At 73.6% G+C, this 15,274-nt stretch carries 16 protein-coding genes; 6 read left to right on the forward strand and 10 right to left on the reverse strand.

Going from position 1 to position 15,274, the window contains the following annotated elements; genetic code table 11:
- Positions 1-25: 25 nt before the first annotated feature.
- Positions 26-2,395, reverse strand: coding sequence for a glycoside hydrolase family 65 protein (locus ACIA6T_RS06980; protein ID WP_399445514.1), 2,370 nt, complete (start codon positions 2,393-2,395; stop codon positions 26-28).
- 325 nt (positions 2,396-2,720) lie between these two features.
- Complete coding sequence (locus ACIA6T_RS06985) at positions 2,721-4,451, reverse strand: GAF domain-containing protein (protein ID WP_399445515.1); 1,731 nt, start codon at positions 4,449-4,451, stop codon at positions 2,721-2,723.
- Positions 4,452-4,792: 341 nt separating this feature from the next.
- Here ACIA6T_RS06985 and ACIA6T_RS06990 point away from each other — a divergent pair, with 341 nt between their 5' ends.
- The gene (locus ACIA6T_RS06990) at positions 4,793-5,995 is read left to right on the forward strand and encodes a globin domain-containing protein (RefSeq protein WP_399445516.1); all 1,203 of its coding nucleotides are present in this window, start codon (positions 4,793-4,795) and stop codon (positions 5,993-5,995) included.
- Between the two features lie 51 nt (positions 5,996-6,046).
- Here ACIA6T_RS06990 and ACIA6T_RS06995 read toward each other — a convergent pair whose 3' ends face one another.
- The 4 genes from ACIA6T_RS06995 to ACIA6T_RS07010 form a co-directional block, all read right to left on the reverse strand.
- The gene (locus ACIA6T_RS06995; protein WP_385056346.1) at positions 6,047-6,421 is read right to left on the reverse strand and encodes a hypothetical protein; all 375 of its coding nucleotides are present in this window, start codon (positions 6,419-6,421) and stop codon (positions 6,047-6,049) included.
- 99 nt (positions 6,422-6,520) lie between these two features.
- Entirely contained in the window at positions 6,521-7,039 is a 519-nt protein-coding gene (locus ACIA6T_RS07000) for a roadblock/LC7 domain-containing protein (RefSeq protein ID WP_399445517.1), read from the reverse strand.
- Between the two features lie 38 nt (positions 7,040-7,077).
- Complete coding sequence (locus ACIA6T_RS07005) at positions 7,078-7,854, reverse strand: DUF4388 domain-containing protein (RefSeq protein WP_399445518.1); 777 nt, start codon at positions 7,852-7,854, stop codon at positions 7,078-7,080.
- The gene (locus tag ACIA6T_RS07010; RefSeq protein ID WP_399445519.1) at positions 7,851-8,252 is read right to left on the reverse strand and encodes a hypothetical protein; all 402 of its coding nucleotides are present in this window, start codon (positions 8,250-8,252) and stop codon (positions 7,851-7,853) included. Before ACIA6T_RS07010 ends, ACIA6T_RS07005 begins: the two co-directional genes overlap by 4 nt.
- A 388-nt stretch (positions 8,253-8,640) precedes the next feature.
- On the opposite strand from ACIA6T_RS07010, the gene ACIA6T_RS07015 reads away from it, so the two are divergent.
- Positions 8,641-9,756: a hypothetical protein gene (locus tag ACIA6T_RS07015; protein ID WP_399445520.1), complete on the forward strand. Its 1,116-nt coding sequence runs from the start codon at positions 8,641-8,643 to the stop codon at positions 9,754-9,756.
- 217 nt (positions 9,757-9,973) lie between these two features.
- On the opposite strand, the gene ACIA6T_RS07020 is transcribed toward ACIA6T_RS07015, so the two are convergent.
- Positions 9,974-11,008 carry a hypothetical protein gene (locus ACIA6T_RS07020; protein ID WP_399445521.1) on the reverse strand — a complete coding sequence of 345 codons (1,035 nt, stop codon included), beginning with the start codon at positions 11,006-11,008 and terminating at the stop codon, positions 9,974-9,976.
- A gap of 248 nt (positions 11,009-11,256) precedes the next feature.
- On the opposite strand from ACIA6T_RS07020, the gene ACIA6T_RS07025 reads away from it, so the two are divergent.
- From ACIA6T_RS07025 to tgmB, 3 genes are all read left to right on the forward strand, one after another.
- Positions 11,257-11,583, forward strand: a complete 327-nt coding sequence (locus tag ACIA6T_RS07025; RefSeq protein WP_399445522.1) for a YkvA family protein — start codon at positions 11,257-11,259, stop codon at positions 11,581-11,583.
- Between the two features lie 120 nt (positions 11,584-11,703).
- The gene (gene tgmA, locus ACIA6T_RS07030; RefSeq protein WP_004935783.1) at positions 11,704-11,895 is read left to right on the forward strand and encodes a putative ATP-grasp-modified RiPP; all 192 of its coding nucleotides are present in this window, start codon (positions 11,704-11,706) and stop codon (positions 11,893-11,895) included.
- Between the two features lie 16 nt (positions 11,896-11,911).
- Positions 11,912-12,895 (forward strand): ATP-grasp ribosomal peptide maturase, encoded by a 984-nt coding sequence (gene tgmB / locus ACIA6T_RS07035; protein WP_399445523.1) that lies wholly within the window; start codon positions 11,912-11,914, stop codon positions 12,893-12,895.
- Between the two features lie 22 nt (positions 12,896-12,917).
- Here the strand turns inward: tgmB and ACIA6T_RS07040 are convergent, their stop codons facing one another.
- Together ACIA6T_RS07040 and ACIA6T_RS07045 are read right to left on the reverse strand one after the other, a co-directional pair.
- Complete coding sequence (locus ACIA6T_RS07040) at positions 12,918-13,133, reverse strand: hypothetical protein (RefSeq protein WP_073934139.1); 216 nt, start codon at positions 13,131-13,133, stop codon at positions 12,918-12,920.
- Positions 13,134-13,284: 151 nt separating this feature from the next.
- On the reverse strand, positions 13,285-13,758 hold the full coding sequence (locus ACIA6T_RS07045) for a DUF2269 family protein (RefSeq protein ID WP_399445524.1): 474 nt from the start codon (positions 13,756-13,758) through the stop codon (positions 13,285-13,287).
- Between the two features lie 189 nt (positions 13,759-13,947).
- On the opposite strand from ACIA6T_RS07045, the gene ACIA6T_RS07050 reads away from it, so the two are divergent.
- The gene (locus ACIA6T_RS07050; protein WP_399445525.1) at positions 13,948-14,919 is read left to right on the forward strand and encodes a GlxA family transcriptional regulator; all 972 of its coding nucleotides are present in this window, start codon (positions 13,948-13,950) and stop codon (positions 14,917-14,919) included.
- 21 nt (positions 14,920-14,940) lie between these two features.
- On the opposite strand, the gene ACIA6T_RS07055 is transcribed toward ACIA6T_RS07050, so the two are convergent.
- Positions 14,941-15,198 carry a DUF5133 domain-containing protein gene (locus tag ACIA6T_RS07055; RefSeq protein WP_399445526.1) on the reverse strand — a complete coding sequence of 86 codons (258 nt, stop codon included), beginning with the start codon at positions 15,196-15,198 and terminating at the stop codon, positions 14,941-14,943.
- Positions 15,199-15,274 lie beyond the last annotated feature (76 nt).

Consider the following 15,274-nt stretch of genomic DNA (forward strand, 5'->3'; position numbering starts at 1 on the left):
CGGACCGGACGGGCGCGCGCGTGTGTCAGTCCGGGAGGGCCAGGCGGTCCGTCTCGCCGGGCTGGAGGCGGACCGTGCGGTCCGGGAGGTGGACCTCGATCGGGGAGCGGCCGGAGGAGGGCACGGCGATCTCCAGCAGACCGTGTTCCAGCCGCAGCCGGACACCCCAGTGGCCGTGGTAGCGCAGGGTGAAGCCGTAGGAGGAGAGTTCGGGCAGGGGCACCGGGTCGAGCCACAGGGCTCCGCCGCGGGTCTCCAGACCGGTCAGTCCGCGCTGGACGAGGTCGAGGGTGCCGGCCATGGCGCCGAGGTGGATGCCCTCCCCGGTGGTGCCGCCCTGGATGTCGGCGATGTCCGCCCGCAGGGCCTCCTGACAGAACTTCCAGGCGTCCGCGCGCCGGGCCCGGGCCAGCACCCAGCCGTGGACCAGGCCGCTGAGGGTGGAACCGTGGCTGGTGCGGTGGAGGTAGTGGTCGACCGTGCGCCGCCAGGTCCGTTCGTCCAGGTTCGTCCCCAGCCTGCGGAAGATCCCCTGGAGTTCGGCGGGCGAGAAGAGGTAGCCCAGCATCAGGACGTCCGCCTGCTTGGAGGCCTGGTACCGGTTGACGGAGTCGCCCTCGGCCTCCAGCAGCCGGTCCAGGCGCCGGATGTCGCCGTACCGGTGCCGGTAGCCCCGCCAGTCGAGTTCGGCGAGTTCGCCGTAGCCCTCGAACTGGCTGATGACGCCGTGGTGGAGGGGGACGTGGAGGGTGCGGGAGACCTCCTCCCACTTCTCCAGCTCCCTCGCGTCCAGACCGGTCCGCTCGGCGAGTTCACGGCGGCGCGGCTCGGGCAGACCGCGCAGCACGTCCAGGGTGCGGGCGAGCACCCAGGCGGCCGTGACGTTGGTGTACGCGTTGTCGTCGAGGCCCGGTTCGGTGGCGTCCGGGTAGGCGTCGTGGTACTCGTCGGGGCCGACCACGCCCTTGATCCGGTAGCGGCCCAGACGGTCGTCGAAGGTGGCGGAGTCCGCCCAGAAGCGGGAGACGTTCAGCAGCATCTCGGCGCCCTTGGTGTGCAGGAACTCCTGGTCGCCGCTGGCCTCGCAGTACTGCCATACGTTGTACGCGATCGCCGATCCGACGTGGTGCTGGAGGTCGGAGTGGTCGGGCAGCCAGCGGCCGGAGCGGGGGTTGAGGTGCAGCTGCTGGGCCTCCTCCCGGCCGTCGCTGCCGCTCTGCCAGGGGTACATCGCGCCGTGGTGCCCGGCGTCCCGGGCGGCGGTGCGGGCGCGCTCCAGCCGCCGGTGGCGGTGGTGCAGCAGCGCGCGGGAGATCTCGGGGAAGTGCAGGTTGAGGTACGGCAGGACGAACAGCTCGTCCCAGAAGACGTGCCCCCGGTACGCCTCGCCGTGCAGTCCCCGGGCCGGGACACCCACGTCCAGGTCCGCGGTGTGCGGGGAGAGGGTCTGCAGGACGTGGAAAAGGTGCAGCCGCAGGATGCGGCCCGCCTCGCCGGGCACGTCCAGCTCGGCCCGGCGCCACAGCTGCTCCCAGGCCGTCAGGTGCGGCGGGAGCAGCTCGTCGAAGCCGCCCGCCCGGACCACCCGGTCGACGGCGGCGTGCAGCGGGTCGCTGATCGCGGGATCGTGGGAGGTGTGCAGGGCGACGATCTTGTCGACGGTGACGGTGTCCCCGGCGGCCAGGTCCAGACGGGTGCTCTGCAGGGCGCGCGGGCGGTCGTGCCGGTTCGTGACGGGAGCGGGCGCCGTCAGCCGGGCGGCGAGCGCGATCCGGATGTCCGAGGTGCGGGTGCGGCAGCGCAGCCACACCGTGTCCGCGGCGGTCGTGCCGGTGAGCACATGGGTGAGATGACGGCCGTCCAGGTCCCGGTAGCGCGGCACCCCGGCGTTGGTGACGTCGCCGTCGAGCGCGGCCTCGGTCTCCAGGGGGCCGGAGAAGCCCTCGGCGGTGAACTCGGTGCGCAGGCCCGCCAGATGGGGGTCGGCCATGTGCACGAAGCGGTGCTGGCGCACCAGGAGCGTCCGTCCGGCGCCGAGGCCGTACCGCGTCCTGCGCTCCAGGAGTCCGGAGGACAGGTGCAGGGTCTCACCGTGGTCGAGCACGTGGGCGGTGTCGGGGGTGAGCCAGGGCTCGCCCGGGAGCCGGAAGCGCAGCGGCAGCCAGTTGGGCAGGTTGACCATGTCCTCGTTCTCGACGTGCCGTCCGGCGACCTCGGAGACGAGCCGGTTGTAGACGCCGGCCGCGTACGTGCCCGGGTAGTGCACCTCGTCCGCGGAGCACTCCGGCAGCGCGCCCCGGGTGGCGAAGTATCCGTTGCCCAGGGTGCACAGCGACTCCCGCAGACGCGCGTCGGCGGGGTCGTACCCCTCGTGATCCCAGGTCCAGCCCGTCACTGCGACGCTCCTCCCGCCGACGGCTGCCGCGCGGCGCCGCGCCGGCCCGTCGGTCGTCACCGACGGTGGGACCCGCACCGCTCATGGGCGGACGGCCACCACGGCCGACGACCGACCACCGGAGTACCCGCGGCGGACGCCCGGCACACCCGGACAGCCATCAGGGCCCGCCTCCCGGCCCCTGCCGGGGCCACGGCGCCCGGCACACACGTCCACCGCGCCGCTTCCCTCCCCGCCTCACGACCACCCGCACCGGCCCCGCCCAGACCGGCCGGAGGACACCGCACCCGGAACCGGCCCGGTCCGGAGGACGGACCCGAGCCGCCTACCGCTCCCCCACCGGCACGCGCCACAGCAGTGTGGTGCCCCCGTCGGCGGAGCCGGTGATGTCGAACGTGCCGCCCAGTTGTTCCGCGCGTTCGGCCATGTTGCGCAGGCCGCTGCGGCGGCCTCCGGCCGGAACGCCCACGCCGTTGTCCGCGACCGTCAGCCGTACCTCGCGGCCGTCGGTCTCCAGCACCACCTCGGCGCGGTCGGCGCGGGCGTGCCGGGCGATGTTGGTCAGTGCCTCGGAGAGCACGGCCACCAGGTGGTCGGCGGCCTCCTTGGAGACGTGGGTGTCGATCAGGCCCTCCATCCGCACGCTCGGGGGGAAGCCCAGCACGGGTACGGCCTCGCCGACCACCCGTACGGCACGGGCCCGCAGGCCGGTTCCGCCGCCGCCCGCGTCGGTGGGCGAACGCAGGCCGAAGATGGTCGACCGGATGATCTTGATGGTCTCGTCCAGGTCGTCCACGGCCCGCAGCACCCGTTCCGAGGCCTCCTTGTGCTCGATGAACCGGCCGGCGCTCTGCAGCGTCATACCGGTGGCGAACAGCCGCTGGATCGCCAGGTCGTGCAGGTCGCGGGCGATCCGGTCGCGGTCCTCGAGCACGGCGATCTGCTCGGCGTCCGCGCGGCGTTCCGCCAGCTCCATCGCCACGGCCGCCTGGGCGGCGAACCCCTGGAGCGGTTCGATCTCCTTGTCCGTGAACGCGTTGCGGTCCGCGGCCCGCACCAGCAGGACGATGCCCCGCACCCCCTCTCCCGACCCGATGGGCACGGCGACCGCCGGACCGAGGTCCGTGTACCGCTGAGGGCCCGGGAAGGCCCGGTCGTCGTGCGCGATGTCCGCGCTGATGACGGGAGCGGCACTGGTGAAGGCGCGGCCGAGCAGGCTGTCGTCGACGGGCAGGACGAGCCCGCGGTGGGTGTCCGCGCCCTGCCCGATGGCCAGTTCCACGGTCAGTGAGTCGGTGTCGGCCATGGGCACCGCGACCACGGCGAGGGCGGCCCCGGTGATCTCCCGGGCGCGTTCCGCGATGAGCGCGAGCGCCGAGCCGCGCTCGCTGCCGGACATCAGTCCGTGGGTGATCTCGGCGTTGGCCCGCAGCCAGCGTTCGCGCAGCCGGGACTCCTCGTACAGGCGGGCGTTGTCGATGGCGACGCCGGCGGCGACCGCGAGGGTGGACAGGACCGACTCGTCCTCCTCGTCGAAGTGCGCCCCGCCCCGTTTCTCGGTCAGGTACAGGTTGCCGAAGACCTGGTCACGGACCCGGATGGGGACCCCGAGGAAGGTGTCCATCGGCGGGTGGTGGGCCGGGAATCCGTACGAGGCGGGGTGGTCGGAGAGTTTCGCCACCCGCAGCGGCTCCGGACGGCGGATCAGCTCGCCGAGGATGCCGTGGCCCTCGGGATAGTGGCCGATGCGGGCGATCTCCTCCTCGCTGACCCCGACGGTGTGGAAGGCGGACAGCCGCTTGCCGTCCGGGCCGATCACGCCCAGCGCGGCGTACTGCGCGTCCACCAGCGCCGCCGCGGCCTCCACGATGCTGTGCAGCACCTGCTCCAGGTCGAGTTCCCGGCCGACCGAGAGGACGGCCTCCAGCAGGCTGTGCACCCGGTCGCGGGTGCCGCGGGCCGCGTCGATCCGCGCCTGGAGCTCCTCCAGCAGCTCGTCCAGCCTCAGCTGCGGTAGCCGTACGCGGGCGTCCTCGTCCCGCTCGGAGCCTGCCACCCGTGTGCCTCCCGTCCCTTCGACCGACGCCGGCGCCCGGCGGCCACCCGGCCGGCGCCCCGGTAACGGTCCAGTAAAGATGACGGTACGGCATGGGCCGGACGGCCGGACCGGCGGGGACCGCGGGCGGGCGGCCCGCCGCGCCGGACGGGCCGGTCGGCCCTGTCCCTCGGCCGGCCCCGGGGCCGGAGGTCCCCTTCGGGTGGGACGACGGTCCCGCGTTGCCCCCAGCGGCCCCGTTACCCCCGGAAACAGGCATGCCGGGTTGCTATACAGGTGCTGCCGCCGGGTCCGGATCCGCGGTCCAACCCGCTTTCCCCGTCCCGCCTTTGGGAGACTTCATGCTGTCCGAAGAGTCCGCCGCAGTACTGCGGGCCACCCTGCCCGCCGTGGCCGGGGCCCTCGACGAGATCACCACGCGTTTCTACGGCTCGATGTTCCGTGACCGGCCCGAGCTGCTGGACGGCCTGTTCAACCGGGGCAACCAGGCCAGTGGCGCCCAGCGCCGGGCGCTCGCCGGGTCCATAGCCGGTTTCGCCCAGGCGCTGCTCGCCGACCCGGACACCCGCCCGGACGCCCTGCTGTCCCGGATCGCCCACAAGCACGTGGCGGTCGGGATCACCGACGACCAGTACACGATCGTGCACAAGTACCTGTTCGGCGCGATCGCCGAGGTGCTGGGCGACGCGGTGACGCCCGAGGTCGCCGCCGCCTGGGACGAGGTGTACTGGCTGATGGCCGGCGCCCTCATCGCGCAGGAGGCGCGCCTGTACCACGAGGCCGGTGTCGAGGCGGGCGGCATCTGGCGCCCGTGGACGGTGGTGGAGCGCCACGAGGAGACGGACGACGTGGTGTCGTTCCTGCTGCGCCCCGCCGACGGCGAGCCCGCCCCGCCGGCCCGGGCGGGCCAGTACGTCAGCGTGAAGCTGCTCATGCCCGACGGGGTGCACCAGCTCCGCCAGTACAGCCTGTCCTCGGACCCCGGGGACGATCTGCGCCGTATCACCGTCAAGCGGGTCGCCGGAGCGGACGGCGCACCGGACGGTGAGGTGTCCGGCCTGCTGCACGAGCGGACCGGCACCGGGGACGAGCTCATGCTGTCCGTGCCCGCCGGCGACGTGGCTCTCGACGAGGCCGACACCCCGCTGGTCCTGGTCTCGGCCGGCATCGGCTGCACCCCGATGCTGGGCATGCTCGCCCGGCTGGCCGCCACCGGCTCCACCCGGCGGGTGCTCGTCCTGCACGCCGACGGCTCGCCCGCCGAGCACGCGCTGCGCGCCGAGACCCGCGAGATCGTGAACGCGCTGCTCGACGCGGAGGCGGTCTTCTGGTACGAGCGTCCCGGCCCGGAGGAGCTCGACGCCCGCGACGGCCTGATGGACCTCGCGGGGATCGACGTTCCGGCGGACGCGACGGTGTACCTGTGCGGCCCGCTGCCGTTCATGCGTACCGTGCGCGGCGGGCTGCTCGACGCCGGGGTGCCCGCCCGCTCCATCCACTACGAGGTCTTCGGCCCCGACCTGTGGCTGCCTGAGGCGGCCTGACCTGCTCGGGCCCTTCGTGCCGTCGGCGGCGCGAAGGGCCCCGGTGCCGGGTCAGACCTCGAGCTCGGCCTCGATCCGGCGCAACTGGTGCCGCGCCATGGCCAGGTTGGCCCGGCTGCCGTCGAGCACCAGGTACAGGAAGAGGCCGTTCCCGCCGCGTCCCTTGAGCAGTCGGATGAGGTGGTACTGGCTGTTCAGGGTGATCAGGATGTCCTCGATCTCCTCGTTCAGCCCCAGGTGTTCCATGGTGCGCAGCTTGGACCGTACGACGTCGGTGTTGCCGGCGGCGGCGACCTCCAGGTTGAAGTCCTTGCTGCCGCCCAGCGTGCCGAGGGCCATGCCGCTGGTGTAGTCGACGAGGGCGGCGGCCGTCGCGCCGTCGATGGAGCTGAGGCATTCCTTGAGCGAGGTCTCGGTGTTGGCCATGGGATGTGTCCTTTCGGTCGTGACGGGTGGTTCGGGCCGGCCGCCGGGTCGTACGGAGGCGTCCGGCCGGGGAGGAAAGCCCGGGGGAAAGCCGGGAGGTCAGCCGCCGGGCTGGGACCGGGGCCGGTGTGCGGGCCGCTGCGGGGTCCGCACCGGGAGGGTGCCGATGGGCCGGGCCGGGCCCTGGGCCGGCTCGGGGGTGTCCCGGATGGTGAGCCGGTCGGCGTGCCGCCCTCCGCCCGGGCTGATGTGGGTGTCCACCAGCTCCGCGATCCGGGCTCCGCTGCGCCGCCCCTCCAGGTGCAGCCGGCCCACGTTGACCCGGTCGTCGGCGAGGAGGGTGAGGACGGCGGTGGTGCCGGCCGCGTAGGTGGCGATGTAGCCCTGGCTGCCGCGCACCAGGAGCTCGCGGAACTCGCCGCGGGCGGCGGCGTCCGCCATCCGGTGGGCGACGCCGAGCGCGGCGGCGGTGAGCGCGGCCAGCCCCTCCGGTTCGGTGTCGGGGACGTCGTGGGCGAGGACGAGTCCGTCGACGGTGGCCGCGAGGGAGCCCGCCAGCTTGGGTATACGGGTGCGGAGCCGACGCAGTTCGTCCAGCACGTCGGTCTCGACGGCCATGAGCAGTCTCCTTTCGGCACGCTGTCGGCGCGCGCGGATCACAGTGCCTCCAAGGCGTCCAGGAGCCGTCTCAGCAGCGCTGTGTCGGGCTCGTCCCACGCCGCGCCGCCCGCGTCGGGGACGGCGTGGACGGGCGTGGCGGGCGGGGGTGGCGCGGGGGTGACCAGTCCGCCGGCGGCCAGGCGGCGCAGTTCGACGAGGGTGTGGAAGGTGCGGTGGGCGAGGGCCGCGGCGATCTGTGCGGCGGTGCGGGCGCCGTCGACCTGGGCGAGGGTGCGGGCGCGGCGGGGCGGCAGTTCGGCGGGGCCGGTGCCGGGCACGCGGATGAGCGGGGCGGTGTCGACGGCCGGGTCGGGCCAGATGCGGTGCAGCAGGTCGCGGCGGCGCCGTGACTCGCCGAGCACGGTCGCCACGGGTACGGGGCGGACCGCGCCGAGCCAGTGCGCGACTCCGGGGCGGAAGCGGAACGTGGCGCCGTCGTGGGCGAGCGCGAAGTACGCCGCGTCGAACAGGGCGCCCAGATGGCACAGTTCCAGCGCGCCGGTGGTGAGGCGCCCGCTGTCGACCAGTTGGCGGCCGACGCGGTGCCGGGCCCCGGCCCGTTCGACGGCGTCCCACCAGCCGGCCGGGGCGACGGCGCCGCTGCGGGTGAGCAGGTCGCCGAGGTCGGGGCTGTACGCGGACTCGACGTGGACGACGTGTCCGGCCGCGAGGTAGAAGATGCCGGACTCCGTGGAGAGCGCCCCGGTGGCGTGGTCGGCCGCGAGGGTGCCGAGCAGTTCCGGCGCGGTTTCGCCGGTGCACGCCGCGGTCATCCGAGCACCAGCCGGTCCGCCATATCGGCCAGCCGGATCCGGGCCAGGGCGAGGTTGCCCTCGGCGCGGTCGAGCCAGAGGTACAGGAACACCGTGCTGTCGAAGGTCGTGACGACGAAGCGCAGCAGGTGGTATGCGTCGGCGGTGGTGAGGATCAGGTCGTCGACGGGGGGTTCCTTGCCCGTCTTGGCCCCGCCGCCGTCGGCGGGCGCGAGGGTGCCGCTCTCCACGGCCAGGCGGGCGAGTTCGGCGGTCTCCGCGGCCGTGGCCTCCGCGTCCTCGCCGGGTGCCTCGCCCACCGCCCCCAGGGCGAGCCCGCTGATCCAGTCGACCACCAGGGCACCGCGCGCCCCCGGCAGTCGCATGGCTTCCAGCAGGCTCTCGTCGATTCCGGGCACGCCGGATCCCCCTCCTCGCACGGCTGTACCGCGAACGTGACGTCGACGCTACGGTGTGTGCTCGACCGAGGTGAGGGCTTTGGCGTTTTCCGGGGGAATATGCGACAGGGAGGGTGCGCCGCTGGTAGGGTCCGGGCTTTTGCCGTCGAACCACCGCCGGGACAGGGTACGGGCGGGGCCGGCCCCGGTGCGGATGGTGGGCCGGTCCCGCCCGCGGCACCCATTGTGGTGACGGCCCGCCGCCGGGACCACGGGTGAACCGCTGTCACCACGTGTGCGCCGCGCACACCCCGCGCGCGACACGCCGACCGGCGGAACCCCGGCTCACCCCTCCGGCCGGCCACGGCGATACTGGCAGGAGCACGTGCCCCCGCTCACAACTGGACCCATGCCGACCTCCTCCTCAGCCCGCCCCGCCGCCCCTCCCACAGTCTGGCTGGCCCGCGGCCGCCACGCCGGTGCCGCACCCGATACGGCGATCCGGCACACCCTGCGCTGGCTCAAGGCCGGCCGGGACATCGACGACTTCCTGGAACTCCCCGCGCCGGACACCGCCCCCGACCTGGTGTTCGAAGCCCGGACGCGAGTCGCGGGCGAGGTCACCGTGCGCGCCCGGCTGCGCCTCGCGCCCGGCACGGACGCGGGCCGGGACTGGATCCTGGTCGCCGAGGCCGAGCAGCCCTGGGACCCCTCCTGGCCGTCCCCGGCCGCCATGTTCTGGCCGTCGGAGCCGGACGCCGGGTGGAACGCCGACCCGGTGACGGGAGTGCGGCCGGGTGTGATCAATCCGCTGCCCGAGGACGACAAGGACGTACGACGGCTGCTGCGCGCCTGTGTGCGCGACCCGTGGCACGTCCATGTCGTCGTCCATGAGGCGATGACCCCGGACGAGCGCGGCCGGGTGCCGCTCGCGCGCTGGCTGCCGCCGGGGCTGCGGGACCGGGTGGTGGAGCACCGGGCCATGCCCAAGCAGTCGCGGGTGGCGAACTGGGCGCTGCGGGAGTTCGGTGTGGAGGTTCCGCGCGGGGGCGCGGTGGTGCTGCCCGACAGCCCGGCGCCCGAGGGGTACGACGCCGACGCCTTCGCCGTACGCGCGGTGTTCCTGGACGGCACGGAACCGGTCGACCTCGTGGCGGCGGTGGCCCGGTACGACGCGTTGCCGCGCGCGCTGCCGGAGGGGGCGGAGGACGCGCTGACGGCGCTGCGGGAGGAGTGGCGCCTGCTGACGACGGAGGAGGAACTCGTCCGGGAGCGGGCGCTGGTGGCGATGTACGCCGAGGCGCTGGAGGCGATGACGAAGTCCCGGGATCTGTACCGGGAGGCGGCGGAGCGTGCGCATGAGGCGTTGGCCGTGTACCGGGAATCCGCCGGGGTCCTGGGTACGGCGGAGGCTCCCGCGCCTCGGGGGGCGTCTCCTCTGACTCGTACTCTGGAGCGGTTCAAGGCCGGCGGCAAGGCGCGGCGGCCGGACCCCGCCTCCGGGGAGCCCGCGTCGGACAACTAGGCACTTTCGGTACGGCGTTTGCGGGGGGGTGCCCGGCGTTGTGGCTGGGCGGGGGTGGTCGCGCTGCCCGGCGCTGACGGGGTGCCTCCCCCACTCTCGGCTTCTCCCCCACTCTCGGCTTCGCTCGAGCGGGAGGGACCCCCATCGCCCTGGGGGCACCTCCCAGGCCCTTGAGGCACTGGGGGAGGCACGACTCCCGCGGATCGCGCGGGGGGCGTTACTCGGTTGTGCTGCGGGGCTTCAGCGGGCGGCGGGTGGTGGGGAGGAAGAACCTCATGTGTACGGCCAGGGACGCCAGGGCCAGTAGGGCGGCTGCGGTGGCGGTCGGGGTGGCCAGCCATGGGGGTGCGAGGGCCAGGTCCACGGATCGGGGCAGGACGGCGGACGGGAGGGAATCGCCGTAGGCGTGGGCCGTGGCCAGGAGCGCCGGGACCACGACCGCTCCCGCCAGGGCCGTCGCACCGGGGCGTACCACCAGGATCAGCGCCAGCGCCGTGCAGAACACCGACAGGCCGACGGCGAAGGCGTGCAGGGACAGGGGGACACCGTCGTGCCGCAGCGGGAAGTGGGCCACCGCGCAGACGGCGAGGGCCACGGCGGCGAGCCGGGTCGACCGGATCACCGACCTGCCGGCCGGCTCGGACGCGTGGTGTCCGGTCTCGTCCCCGAGGCGGGGCTCGAGCGTCACCGGCCGCTGGGCGGCCAGGCGGTCGATCAGCTCGACCAGTTCGTCGACGGAGCGGCCGGTCGCCGCCGCTCGCAGCGCCTCCTCCCGGCAGTGGGGCGCCAGCGGCTCGCTGTGCAGCAGCGCGACGAGGAGGGTGACGTCCTCGACGGAGCGGTGGGCCGCCGCCGCGCGGATCGTCTCGTCCGCGCTGCCCGCGTCACGCGGCGGCCGGGTCAGCAGGGCCACGAGACGGGTGACGTCCTCCACCGACCGGTCGACCCCGGCGGCGCGCAGCGCCTCGACCACGGCCCGCGTGTGTTGGGGCGAGCGCTCCAGCGCGGTGACGAGGGCGGCGACATCCTCCAGTGACCGGTCCGACACGGCGGTGCGCACCAGGTCGCCGACCGGATCGCCGTACGGCTTCCCGGGCATGGAACACCCCGGTTCCGGTGCCACCACGACAGTGCGGGCGGGTGCCCGGTCCGGCCGGTGGGTGCCGGCCGTCGTGGTGGAGGGCGGGGCCGTGGCCGCCTCGGCGGGTATGACCGGTTCGTTCGAGGGAGGTGACGAGGAGAATGTGGTCATGATCGTCTCCAGGGGAAGGCTGATGACCATTTCTAGGCGCCCCCACCCCTCACTGCCACTTGGTTGAGCCACCGGGATGACCTGCGGCGATCCGGCGTTTCACGCGGATTTCGCGGGGCATCGGACGCGTGCGCGCATGGCCGGTCCCGGCCGCCATGCCGGCGTCGCGGGCGGGAATCCGCTCAGTGCGGGCCGTGTCGCGGCGAGAGCGCGGCACGCGTCACGGGTCACAGGAGGAGGGCGGTCCGTTGGAGAAGACCACCGTGGTGCTCGTCGTCGCCGCGGTCCTCGCGGCCGTGGTGCTGGCCGGGGCCGTCGCCGTCCTGGTCCGACTGGTGCGCACGCGGCGTGAGTTGCGTCACGCGGGTCTGCCCACGGGGCCCCGCTGGGTGTTCTGGGGCGCGGTCCTCTACCTGGTGCTGCCGGCCGATCCGCTGCCCGATCCGGTCTACCTGGACGACATGGGCGTTCTCCTGCTGGCCCTGCGCACCCTGCGGGGTTCCTCCGGCACCCGGGCTCACGGAGCGTCCCTCCGGCGGGGCCGCGGGCGACCCGCCGATGATTACGTTCCGTGAGGAAACCAACCACCCGTTCGATTCGTATAAGTCTCTGGAAGCCAAAAGAAGTCGGCGGACCAAGCGACGGCGCACAGTGGGCCGTTGCCTGCTCGGCGCAGCACCGACGAGGGAGAGACGATGCAACCGTTCGCGCTCAACTACGCACGTCCGGCAGTGGAGTTGGCTGTTGCCACTCCGTACGCGTATGACTCCGGACTGCAGTTGAACGTACTCGGCGACGGGCGGATCGCGGCCTGCGATCACGCGCTGTTGCGCGAGGTGGGGACGACGACGTCCACCGCGGGCTCCAAGACCCACTTCGACGACTGAACGCGGACCGTAAACCATGACCGTGCTGATCCTCACCTGTGAGGAGGATGTGACCGCCGACATGGTGGTCGTCCATCTGAACGGCTCCGGCGTGCCGGTGGTGCGCCTCGATCCCGCCGATCTGACGGGCGGCGTCTCGCTGTCCGGCGAGTACGTCCACGGCCGTTTCCGCGGCCATCTGTCCGCCGGCGGGAGGCTGGTGAGCATCGGCGGGCTGCGGTCCGTGTGGGTGCGCCGGCCCGGCACGCCGGCCGGGCGTGCGCCGCAGCCGTCCGCGTGGCTGACCGAGGAGGCCTCGCAGGCGCTCTACGGCATGCTGCGCGGCTGTGACGCGCGCTGGATGAACCATCCGGACGCGGCCCGGCGGGCCCGCCACAAGCCGTGGCAGCTGCGGCTGGCCCAGCGCTGCGGCCTGCCCGTGCCGGCCACGGTGATCACCACGTTCCCGCGCGCGGCGCGGGAGTTCGCGGAGCGCTTCCCGGACCTGGTGGTCAAGCCGGTGTCGGGGGCGCATCCGCAGGACCCGCCGCGGGCGGTGCCGACCAGCAGGGTGGCGCCGGACACGGACTTCTCCGCGGTCGCGTTCGGGCCGACGCTGCTGCAGCGGCGGATCGCCAAGCGGGCCGACATCCGGCTCACCGCGGTGGGTGAGCGGCTGCTGGCGGCCCGCAAGGTGACGCGGCCGGACGCGGATCCGGAGGAGGTGGACGTGCGTTTCGCCGTCCCCGGGTCGCCCTGGGAGCCGGCCGAGGTCCCGGCGCGCACCGCCGACGCCGTACGCGCGTATCTGCGCCGGTCCGAACTGGCTTACGGCGCTTTCGACTTCGCCGAGGACGCCGACGGGACCTGGTGGTTCCTGGAGTGCAACCAGTCGGGGCAGTTCGGGTTCGTGGAGGTGGAGACGGGGCAGCCGATCGCCCGGACCATCGCCGAGTGGCTGTCCCGTCCCATTCCCGACGAACCCGTCGAGCTCGACGAGGCGGGCAGCACGGTGCGGTGAGGGGCCCGTCACCGCGCGGGGCTCAGTGCGACCGCGGCCCCGGCAGCAGGGCGGTGCGCTGCCAGCCGTTGCCCGGGGACTGCGGCCGGTCGAGGCCGGGGGCGTAACCGGGGGACTGCAGGGGCCGCATGACCAGCTCCAGCTCCCTGCTCACGCGTTCGGCCTCACGGCGTACCTGTGCGGGCACGTCGCCGCACTCCGCGATGAGTCGGTCGTAGATGGGGGAATCCTGGAACACCCGTCAACGTGCCTTTCTGCTCGTCGGCCCCGATGCGGGACGCGACTGCAGAGTCTAGGCGGCCGACCATCCCGAAGGGGGAATTCCCCGGTACGACGGACCACGGAACGGATATTTCGGAAATCCGTCATGGTTCAGGCATTCCGGGCGGTCAGGCGCCCGTCGTGGAGCCGGGGCGGACGATCATCAGGACGGTGACGGTCGCCCACAGCAGGTTGAACACCCCGGTGAACATGGCGAGTCGCACCGTGTCCCGCCGGTCGACGGGCCGGCCCTCGCCCAGCCGTTCGACGACTTCGTCCTGCCGGGGCAGCACGAAGGCGAGCAGGATTCCGGCGGCGGCCGCGGTGAGGCCGATCGAGGTGACGAGCCAGCCGTCGTCCAGGACGCCCATCGCCAGGGCGGTGGCGAGACCGAGGACGGGCACCGCGATCCCCACGCGGGCGTAGACCCCGCAGATGCGATGGAGCAGTGTGACGGTGGTCACGTCCGCCGCGACGGGTCCGTCGGCCTCCGCCGGGGCGGCGCGTCGCGCGGCCGGCGGGAACATGCTGGCCGCGACGGTGACGGGGCCGACGGCGATGACGGCGGCCAGGACGTGGAGGGACAGCAGGAGCTTGGTCACCGGGACTCTTTCCATGGTGTGAACGGCGGTGCCGGGCTCACGTTAGGAGTCCGTCGGGTGATCACCCAGAGGCTGAAACGACAGGTTCCGACGGGTTCCCGCCAACACCGCCCACCTGGGCCCGCGCCCCGCCACCTCCCCGCCGCCCCGGCTCCGGCGGGTGGCGGGAATCCGCCTATCGTGGCGGTCATGCACTCCGTGGCGATTCTGGTTCTCGATGGGGTGGTGCCGTTCGACATGGCGGCGCCCATGCAGGTCTTCGACTGGACGCGGCTGCCCGACGGCCGGTGTCCCTACCGGGTCCGGCTGTGCGCCGAGCGGCCGGAGGTGCTCGCGGACGGCGGTTTCGGCCTGCGCGTCGACCGTGGGCTCCAGGCGCTGGCGGACGCCGACACGATCATCGTCCCGGGCCGTGCCGAGGGCGCGCCCCCGCTCTCCCCCGCCGTGCTCGCGGCGCTGCGCGAGGCGGCCGGGACGGGCACCCGGATCGCCTCGGTGTGCGTGGGCGCGTTCGTACTGGCGGAGGCCGGGCTGCTGGACGGGCTGCGCGCCACCACGCACTGGGTGGCCGCCGGACGGCTGGCGCGCGCCTTCCCGGACGTCGACGTGCAGCCGGACGTGCTCTACGTCGACAACGGGCAGATCCTCACCTCGGCCGGCGCCGCCGCCGCGCTGGACATGTGCCTGCACATGATCCGCCGGGACCTGGGCTCGGCCGTGGCCGCGGACGCCGCCCGGATGTCGGTGATGCCGCTGGAGCGGGAGGGCGGGCAGGCCCAGTTCATCGTGCACGAGCACCCGCCCGTGCCCCGCGGGTCGGATCTGGAGCCGCTGCTGGACTGGGTCGAGGACAACCTGGCGCACGAGGTCACCCTCGGGGCGATGGCGGCGCGCGCCGGGATGAGCGAGCGGACCTTCAGCCGCCGGTTCCGTGAGCAGACGGGCACCACGCCGTTGCAGTGGCTGCTGCGGGCGCGGGTGCGGCGCGCCCAGTATCTGCTGGAGAACAGCGACCACACGGTCGAGCGGATCGCCCAGCAGGCCGGGTTCGGTTCGCCCACGGCGTTCCGCGAGCGGTTCCGCAAGGTCGTGGGCACGACGCCGTACGCGTATCGCTCGACGTTCAACGGGCGGCGCGCCGCCACCGCGGGCGGCGGGTGAACGGGCGAGCGGCCCGGTGGCTCAGACGGCCAGGGACAGACCGCTCTCCCCGTCCTCCTCCGGGGTCCGGCCGGCCGCGGACCGTGCCCGGTCGAGGAGGTCGTCCGCCAGGGCGATGGCGTCGTGGACGCCGGACGTCCCCATCGTCGCGCAGAGTGTGTGACTGACGTCCTCCAGTTCGCGCGCCGCCGCCGGCGAATACCGTTCCGCCTGGGCTATCCGCAGCGTCGCGTACCGCGTCAGCAGCCGTCTGACGACCTTCGGGTCCGGTACGAGCACGAGGCGCCCCTCTCTGGTTTTCGCTGCGTATGCCCGAACCAGGCGGAAGCACTCATCCCATGTGTCCATGTGGCCA

This window comes from Streptomyces sp. NPDC051740 (assembly GCF_044453165.1).
GTDB lineage: Bacteria > Actinomycetota > Actinomycetes > Streptomycetales > Streptomycetaceae > Streptomyces > Streptomyces atrovirens.

What these genes read in the sequence shown, in the direction of transcription:
- ACIA6T_RS06990 (WP_399445516.1), top strand. Translation starts at nt 4,793, where the DNA reads ATGCTGTCCGAAGAGTCCGCCGCAGTACTGCGGGCCACCCTGCCCGCC.
- ACIA6T_RS06995 (WP_385056346.1), bottom strand. Translation starts at nt 6,421, where the DNA reads ATGGCCAACACCGAGACCTCGCTCAAGGAATGCCTCAGCTCCATCGAC.
- ACIA6T_RS07000 (WP_399445517.1), bottom strand. Translation starts at nt 7,039, where the DNA reads ATGGCCGTCGAGACCGACGTGCTGGACGAACTGCGTCGGCTCCGCACC.
- ACIA6T_RS07005 (WP_399445518.1), bottom strand. Translation starts at nt 7,854, where the DNA reads ATGACCGCGGCGTGCACCGGCGAAACCGCGCCGGAACTGCTCGGCACC.
- ACIA6T_RS07015 (WP_399445520.1), top strand. Translation starts at nt 8,641, where the DNA reads ATGCCGACCTCCTCCTCAGCCCGCCCCGCCGCCCCTCCCACAGTCTGG.
- ACIA6T_RS07020 (WP_399445521.1), bottom strand. Translation starts at nt 11,008, where the DNA reads ATGACCACATTCTCCTCGTCACCTCCCTCGAACGAACCGGTCATACCC.
- tgmA (WP_004935783.1), top strand. Translation starts at nt 11,704, where the DNA reads ATGCAACCGTTCGCGCTCAACTACGCACGTCCGGCAGTGGAGTTGGCT.
- tgmB (WP_399445523.1), top strand. Translation starts at nt 11,912, where the DNA reads ATGACCGTGCTGATCCTCACCTGTGAGGAGGATGTGACCGCCGACATG.
- ACIA6T_RS07050 (WP_399445525.1), top strand. Translation starts at nt 13,948, where the DNA reads ATGCACTCCGTGGCGATTCTGGTTCTCGATGGGGTGGTGCCGTTCGAC.